This window comes from Enterobacter sp. ZOR0014 (genome assembly GCF_000798855.1).
In the GTDB taxonomy this organism is placed as follows: Bacteria; Pseudomonadota; Gammaproteobacteria; order Enterobacterales; family Enterobacteriaceae; genus Enterobacter; species Enterobacter kobei.
This window is the reverse complement of record NZ_JTLF01000076.1, coordinates 1-7,851: the sequence shown is the minus strand read 5'-3', so window position 1 is coordinate 7,851 and position 7,851 is coordinate 1. Positions and strand designations below refer to the sequence as shown.

General features: G+C 59.1%; 7 protein-coding genes. 5 read left to right on the top strand and 2 right to left on the bottom strand.

What is annotated here, in order from left to right; translation table 11 throughout:
• The 3 genes from L977_RS24665 to L977_RS03190 all read left to right on the top strand — a co-directional run.
• Positions 1 to 1,079, top strand: a 1,079-nt coding sequence (locus L977_RS24665; protein WP_047624712.1) for a hypothetical protein, incomplete at its 5' end; no start/stop codon positions are given.
• The gene (locus L977_RS03195) at positions 1,076 to 1,756 is read left to right on the top strand and encodes a DUF6884 domain-containing protein (RefSeq protein ID WP_047624709.1); all 681 of its coding nucleotides are present in this window, start codon (positions 1,076 to 1,078) and stop codon (positions 1,754 to 1,756) included. The genes L977_RS24665 and L977_RS03195, both read left to right, overlap by 4 nt.
• The gene (locus L977_RS03190) at positions 1,753 to 2,250 is read left to right on the top strand and encodes a thermonuclease family protein (protein WP_047624707.1); all 498 of its coding nucleotides are present in this window, start codon (positions 1,753 to 1,755) and stop codon (positions 2,248 to 2,250) included. The genes L977_RS03195 and L977_RS03190 overlap by 4 nt, the downstream gene beginning before the upstream one ends.
• Here L977_RS03190 and L977_RS03185 read toward each other — a convergent pair.
• A complete protein-coding gene (locus L977_RS03185) occupies positions 2,217 to 2,888 on the bottom strand; it encodes an SOS response-associated peptidase (RefSeq protein WP_047624706.1) in 672 nt (223 codons plus the stop codon). The genes L977_RS03190 and L977_RS03185 overlap by 34 nt on opposite strands.
• 53 nt (positions 2,889 to 2,941) lie before the next feature.
• Positions 2,942 to 5,827, bottom strand: a complete 2,886-nt coding sequence (locus tag L977_RS03180; RefSeq protein WP_001138082.1) for a Tn3 family transposase — start codon at positions 5,825 to 5,827, stop codon at positions 2,942 to 2,944.
• Between the two features lie 125 nt (positions 5,828 to 5,952).
• On the opposite strand from L977_RS03180, the gene L977_RS03175 reads away from it, so the two are divergent.
• Positions 5,953 to 6,576, top strand: coding sequence for a recombinase family protein (locus tag L977_RS03175; RefSeq protein WP_000904897.1), 624 nt, complete (start codon positions 5,953 to 5,955; stop codon positions 6,574 to 6,576).
• Between the two features lie 30 nt (positions 6,577 to 6,606).
• Positions 6,607 to 7,736 (top strand): IS3-like element IS1133 family transposase gene (locus L977_RS23545; RefSeq protein WP_370736931.1). Its coding sequence is split into 2 segments (ribosomal slippage): positions 6,607 to 6,841 and positions 6,841 to 7,736, totalling 1,131 coding nucleotides; the frame shifts between segments, so codons are not numbered across the junction.
• Positions 7,737 to 7,851: the final 115 nt, after the last annotated feature.

Below are 7,851 nucleotides of genomic sequence, written 5' to 3'. Positions count from 1 at the left end.
CGGCCCCGGTGTACGGGCCGAACCTCCGCGCCTCCTGCCGCCGGATGGAAGCCGCGGGCTGGCTGCGCACCCTGCGCGCCCCGAACCTGCAGCTGGCCGTCGAGCTGACGGATGCCGGTCATGCGGTGGCCGCCCCGCTTCTGGCTGACGAACAGGCGCGTGTCCTGGCTGAGCAGCGCGCGACGGCGGTCAGGGTTCTGCCCCTGGTCCCGTGCAACCAGACAGAGGAAGCTGACGACCGGCCGGTGGCGCTGGACGACCGCTGGCACCTGGCGTGCCGGGGCGACTACGTTATCCGTCTTGACGGCACCACCTGCCTGCTGCTGTGGAACACGGCCGGCCAGCTGACGCGCCTGGAAGGCGATCCCCTGCAGGTCGCCGCCTGGCTGCAGGCCTGCCACGATGCGGGGATTGCGGTCCGGGTGCAGATCAATGAGTGCGCCGCGCCGGAGGAGGGTACACCGGACGGTACCGCGCCGGCGGACCTGACCGGCACCTGGTACCGCCAGCTGGACACCGCGTTGCAGGCGCTGGGGATCACCGGGCTGACTGAGGATATTCGCCTGGCCGTGGTCAGTCCTGAAGCGTCCCTGCGGATGCTTCCGGCACCGGCGCGCCTTCTGCACGTTCTGCGCGACGCGGACCCGCTCACTGCTGCCACATACGAGGAAGACACGGAGGCCGCGCTGGCCGACCTGCTCACCCGCGCGGGGTTCACGGGCGCCCAGGCGCAGGAGCTTCAGTGGCACCGCATCCGCTGGCCACAGATGAGTCAGGAAGAAGCTGACCGGCGTGAGCTTAACAGCCTGCTGGACGAACTCGAACAGCGCCAGCTGTACTGCAACCGCGGGCAGCTGACGGAGATAGTGTTTTCACCGGTCCGCAAACCCGGCGAGCGCTGGACTGACCGTCTGCAGTGGCTTCTGATGACGGACGGATTCGGGTTCCGGAGTCCGCTGTCCCGTGACGCAGGCTCCCGACCGCTGGCGATCCTGGCCGGTTACACGGGGCAGGAGGTGGCGGAACATCTGGCCACGGTTATCGTCTGGAACGACGACAGCGCGGGGACGCCATCATGAGCACAGGCAACGTCCATCTCATTGTGACCTGCACGAGCCGTAAAACCATAACAGCCGGTCAAACTGTCTTTCCATATGAACACGACGCCGGAAATGCTTATGAAGTCTGGCTGGAAAGGCTGGCCAGGGCGCGGAACGACGGCGCTGCCATAACAGCCGGTGAACTGTATACGGGCCAGCACTGGAGCAGGGCTGCTGCGGCTGCAAAACGTACCGGCGCAGAGCTGTGGGTGATTTCAGCGGGTCTGGGGCTATTGCACGTATCAGACCCGGTAGTCCCTTATGAGGCAACGTTCTCCTCGATGCCGTTCAGTCACAGCAGACTGTGGGAAAGTCTGACGGCTTGCCCGCCTGCTGAACGACGGTATGCTTCCCTGAGGACGCTGATGCAGGCGAGGCCTGACGATCGATTTGTGGTGGCCGCCTCTCCGGTGTACCTGCGTGCCGTTGAAGCAGACCTGCTCGCTGGAAGGGACGCGTTACGTACACCTGAACAGCTGCAGGTTGTCACCTCCAAAGGCTACCAGGGCAGCCTGAAAGACAGTGTCCGGTATACGAACGCAGACATGATGAAAGAGCTGAATACCAACATGACCGGACTGAATGTCAGTTACGCACTGCAGATCATTGGTAATGAAAAACTGAACAGCAGTACAGCAGGTGAGGTATATGCATGATCCGGCAACTCAGCGCCATGCTCCTGCTCGTGGTGACCTTCCCGGCCAGCGCAGATATCAGCGGCCGGATCGTTCGCGTGCTGGACGGGGATACCGTTGAGGTTCTTGAAACGGGGAACCGCCTGACGCGCGTTCGTCTTGCCGGCATCGATGCGCCGGAAAAGAACCAGCGCTTTGGCCAGCGGTCCAGGCAGGAACTCACATCAATGGTGGCACAGCGTAACGTAACCATCACGGGTGAAGAAACGGATCGCTACGGGCGGCGGTTGGGCACCGTGTGGCTTGGCGCGACGGATGTGAATGCCGCGCAGATCCGCAAAGGGCTGGCCTGGGTATACCGGTACCACGGAAAACCGGCCCGGACTGACTACGCTCAGCTGGAAGCCGAAGCCCGCCGACAGGGTATCGGGCTCTGGTCAGTTCCGGGTCAGACAGAACCCTGGCGCTGGCGGAGCCATAATCAGGAGAGAGGTTCTGTCAGAGACGCTCCCTGATTCCGCACGTTGCCGACCGCCGGGGAAACCGGATGCCAGGTGAATGCCTCAGCAGGCACCGCCCCCTGCCTGGCTGTCCTGCCCGCCTCGTCACCACTGAGACTCTCGCGTAGCCAGTCCCGGGCGGCATCTGGCGTCAGCACCAGAGGACGACGATCGTGGATATCGAGAAGCCCTTTGTCCGCAGCTGCCGTGACAATAACAAACCCTTCCCCGTCATCCCTCAGTCCAAACGGCCGCGCACCAATGGCAGCCATGAACACGGGCTGACCGTCCCTGCGGTAAATAAAATACGGCTGTTTTTTGTTCCCCTGGCGCACCCACTCGTACCACCCGTCAGCAAACACAACGGCGCGGCCGCGTTCCCACAGCGGACGAAACATACGTCCCTCAGCTGCAGTTTCAGCACGGGCATTAATCAGGGGCGCTTTGTGCCACCACGGCGGGGAATATCCCCACAGAACAGGGTCGAGCTGCAGCTGGTCATTGCTTTCACTGAGCAACAGCACCCGGGTACCCGGCGCCACGTTGTAGCGTCCAATAGGCTCCGGTACTGCAGAAAACCCGGCATCAACCTCACCGGCCAGATAAGCCAGGTATTCGGCGCGGGTCTGTGACTGAGAAAAACGTCCACACATAAGCGTTTCCTGCCGTTAAAGGGGTCGTTTGCGGGAGGGGGCGGAATCCTACGCTAAGGCTTTGGCCAGCGATATTCTCCGGTGAGATTGATGTGTTCCCATCCGAGCGGCGAAACATGGGCCAAGAGATCGGGCGATAGCAGCTTTCCATCGCGTTTCTGGTTTGCAACGACCTCGCCGAGCTTCATGGTGTTCCAGAAGATGATGATGGCGGCGAGCAGATTCATGCCGGCGATGCGGTAATGCTGGCCTTCGGCGGAACGGTCGCGGATTTCACCGCGGCGGTGGAAGCTGATTGCCCGCTTCAGCGCATGATGAGCTTCGCCTTTGTTGAGCCCGATCTGGGCACGCCGTTGGAGTTCGGCATCCAGAATCCAGTCGATCATGAACAGGGTGCGCTCGACGCGACCGACTTCCCGCAGGGCTGTCGCGAGCTCGTTCTGCCGCGGATAGGAGGCGAGTTTCCGCAGAATCTGGCTTGGCGCGACGGTCCCGGCAGCAATGGTGGCGGCGATGCGCAGGATGTCGGGCCAATTGCGCTCGATCATGGCTTGGTTGACCTTTCCGCCGATCAACGCTCGCAGGTGCGCCGGGGCGGCCGACGGATTGAACGCGTAGAGCCGTTTGGATGGCAGGTCGCGGATGCGCGGAGCGAACCGGTAGCCGAGAATGGCACATGCGGCAAAGACGTGATCGGTGAAGCCGCCCGTGTCGGTGAACTGCTCGCGGATATGGCGTCCAGCATCGTTCATCAGCAGGCCATCGAGGATGTAAGGCGCTTCGCTTGCCGTTGCAGGAATCACCTGGGTTGCGAACGGCGCATATTGGTCGGAGACGTGGCTATAGGCTTTCAGGCCCGGGGTATTGCCATATTTCGCGTTGACCAGGTTCATGGCCTCACCTTGCTCTGTAGCGACGAAGAACTGTCCGTCGCTCGAAGCCGACGTGCCCATGCCCCAGAACCGGGCCATGGGTAACGCTGCCTGTGCCTCGACCACCATGGCCAGCGCCCGGTCATAGGCTTCGCCCTCGACATGCCACCGTCCAATGCGGATCAATTCCCAGAAGGTGTGGGTGTTTGTCGCATCCGCCATTTTGCGCAAGCCGAGGTTGATCCCTTCCGCCAAGATAACGTTCATTAGCCCGATCCGGTCAGCGCAGGGTGCTCCTGTGCGCAGATGGGTGAACGCTTCGGTGAAGCCGGTCGCCGCATCCACCTCCAGCAGGAGATCGGTGATGCGCGTGGGCGGGATCTGCTTGTAGAGATCGAGCACCAGATCTTCGGCGCCTGTCGGCGCGGCGGCTTCGAGTTTCTCGATATGCAGAACGCCGTTTTCAATCGACCCGCCCGGGATCGTGCCTGCGCGAGCGGCACGGCCAAGCTCGCGCAACCGCATGTCGAGGCGAGCTTGCCGGTCTGCCAGCCATTCCTCCGGCCGCAATGGCACAGCGAGACGACCGCCTTCCGCGATGGATTGTGCCGGAACGAGTGCGTGTTTCAGATCGCCATAGCGCCGGGACCTAGTAAGCCAGACATCTCCGGAGCGGAACGCATCGCGCAGATGGAACAGCACCGCGATCTCCCATAGGCGAGCGTCGCCAGCCCTCTGGGCCCGAAGGTGGCGATGCCATTTCGAGCTGGGCCGCAAGAAGCTGGTCATCGCGGCATCGTTCAAACCGGTACGAAGGGCCGTCACCGCTTCCAGAAGCGGCAGTGCAACGGGCGCAGCTCGCAGATCGAGCAGGCGCAACATGCGTGGAGCGTATCGGCGGAAGCGGTGATAACCGTCGAGCACATGATTGAGCGGATCGTCGGCCATGGTGGCGGTCAGCCTGGTTGCCATTGCAACAAGGGTTTTTAAGCCGTCCCACCCTGACCCACTCGCGATGACATCGCCCAGCGGCTGGCCATCATCCTGTGCATCGACCAGGGCGCCCCCGATCTCGGCGAAGGATTTCAGGGTGTCACGCACCACCCCCGCTTCGTCTGCGACCTTTGCATGGCAAATACGCTCCGAAGCACGGTAGAGACGGCCGACGATCCGGTCGTGGGTTTCGACCACTGCGTCGGCCAACATCGCCTGCCATTCCGAGACGCAAACAGCCAAGATCGCAAGCCGCCTGTCCTCCGGGAGATCGCGCATGCCGTCGGCATAATACCGTTCACCCTGCCTGCGCAGACGAGTCACCCGATGGGCAGGAACGCCGGCAAGCAGATCCTCGGGGAGATCGATGCGTTGCAGATATTCGAGCCGGTCGAGCAGCCGGTTGGCCGACGAAGAGTTCGAGCCAGGCTCGAACTGGCGCAGCCACACAAAACGGGTCACCCGATCATCAGCCGTCTCCTCGAGCAATGCCAGCAACTGTTCTCGGATCGACATAGGCAGCCGACTGGCGATCCTCGTCTCGATGCGTCGCTCGGCATCGACGAGAGCCGCGGCACAAAGCCGCTCGATCGTGGATGTCGCGGGAAGGACAGTGCGGGTGCGTCGGCACTCGGCTACGAAGCGACGGGCGATATCCTCGTTCGACACCGCCATCTCGGCTTCTCGGAACAACCATTCCTTCAGCTCGCTCGCACCACGTCCGGAGAAGGTGCGGAAGCCGTAGAGCCCCCGTAACTCGGCAAGATGCTCGTGCCGTGTTTCCTCGCGGGCAGCATAGTCTACGAGATCGTCGGCACCCAGGCCAAGCTGCGCTCCGATAAATTCGATGACCTCTGCAGGGATCAGTTCGCCTGGAGCCAGCACCCGGCCGGGATAGCGCAGGACACACAATTGCAGGGCGAAGCCGAACCTGTTGTGAGCGCGCCGACGCAGCCTGATATGCCCAAGGTCTTCATCACTCAGCGTATAGTGCTTGAGCAAATCCGTCTGTGAAGTCGGCAAGCGCAACAGCGCGTCTTTCTGCCGATCGGTTAGAGTGACGCGACGCGGCATACATGTTCCTTTTTCAAAATCTGATAGCGTTCAAGACGCTTTGTTTATGAAGCTGGTTGAGATACATTTCCAGAGGTCAATGCAATCGTGGCCGAAGCGCCGCCTCAAACCAACGTTTGTGATACATGCTGATCGGATATGCCCGCGTCTCCAAAGCCGATGGCTCGCAGTCTCTCGACCTGCAGCACGACGCCTTGCGCGCCGCAGGTGTCGAACGGGACAATATCTATGATGATCTTGCTTCCGGCGGTCGTGATGATCGCCCTGGCTTGACTGCCTGCCTCAAGTCATTGCGTGACGGCGATGTGCTGGTGGTCTGGAAGCTCGATCGCCTCGGACGATCGCTTGCCCATCTGGTCAACACGGTGAAGGAGCTGTCAGACCGCAAGATCGGCCTGCGGGTTCTGACTGGAAAGGGCGCTCAGATCGACACCACGACTGCGTCCGGTCGCATGGTGTTCGGAATCTTCGCCACCTTGGCCGAGTTCGAGCGGGATCTGATCCGAGAGCGCACCATGGCGGGTCTCGCCTCCGCGAGAGCGCGCGGTCGCAAGGGCGGACGAAAATTCGCGCTCACCAAAGCTCAGGTGCGTCTCGCGCAAGCCGCCATGGCCCAGCGCGATACTTCAGTTTCCGATCTCTGCAAGGAACTCGGCATCGAGCGCGTCACTCTCTACCGATATGTCGGTCCCAAAGGCGAGCTCAGAGACCATGGTGGTCTTGCCTCGGTTTCGTTCCGGTCTTTTTGAGAGCATTATTTGTTATCAAGGAGACCATATATGTCATTAAAGCATAGTGATGAATTTAAGCGTGATGCAGTTCGCATAGCACTCACTAGTGGCTTAACACGCCGTCAAGTTGCGTCAGATTTAAGTATTGGGCTTTCCACGCTTGGGAAATGGATCGCATCAATTTCCGATGAAACTAAAATTCCTACCCAAGACACTGATCTTCTGCGTGAGAATGAACGTTTACGCAAAGAGAACCGTATCCTTCGGGAGGAGAGGGAGATATTAAAAAAGGCAGCAATATTTTTCGCAGTACAAAAGCTGTGAGATTTCAGTTTATTACGGATTACCGTGGCTCTCTCTCACGTTCACGCATATGTCGTTTGATGGGCGTAACAGATCGTGGTTTACGCGCATGGAAACGCCGTCCTCCATCACTGCGCCAGCGTCGTGATCTTATACTTCTAGCGCATATACGTGAGCAGCATCGGTTGTGTTTGGGGAGCTATGGTAGGCCGCGTATGACAGAAGAGTTGAAAGCGCTGGGCCTGCAGGTTGGGCAGCGTCGGGTTGGACGTTTGATGCGCCAGAATAACATTACAGTTGTTCGAACGCGTAAATTCAAACGGACAACGGATAGTCATCATACCTTCAACATTGCACCGAACCTATTAAAACAAGACTTTAGCGCAAGCGCACCCAACCAGAAATGGGCAGGCGATATCACTTATGTTTGGACCAGAGAAGGATGGGTCTATCTTGCTGTTATCCTTGACCTGTATTCCCGTCGCGTGATTGGCTGGGCAACAGGTGATCGATTAAAGCAGGATCTTGCATTAAGGGCACTGAATATGGCGTTGGCTTTACGCAAACCACCACCGGGTTGTATTCAACACACAGACCGTGGGAGCCAATATTGCGCTCATGAATATCAAAAGCTACTGCTCAAACATCAATTGCTGCCGTCCATGAGCGGGAAAGGCAATTGTTTTGATAACTCCGCAGTAGAAAGCTTCTTTAAATCATTAAAGGCTGAGTTGATTTGGCGCAGACACTGGCAAACAAGGCGAGATATTGAGATTGCAATCTTCGAATATATAAATGGCTTTTATAATCCACGCCGAAGACATTCAACACTCGGCTCTGATGAATCCCCTAATGATTTTGGTAAAAATCATTAAGTTAAGGTGGATACACATCTTGTCATATGATCAAATGGTTTCGCGAAAAATCAATAATCAGACAACAAGATGTGCGAACTCGATATTTTACACGACTCTCTTTACCAATTCTGCC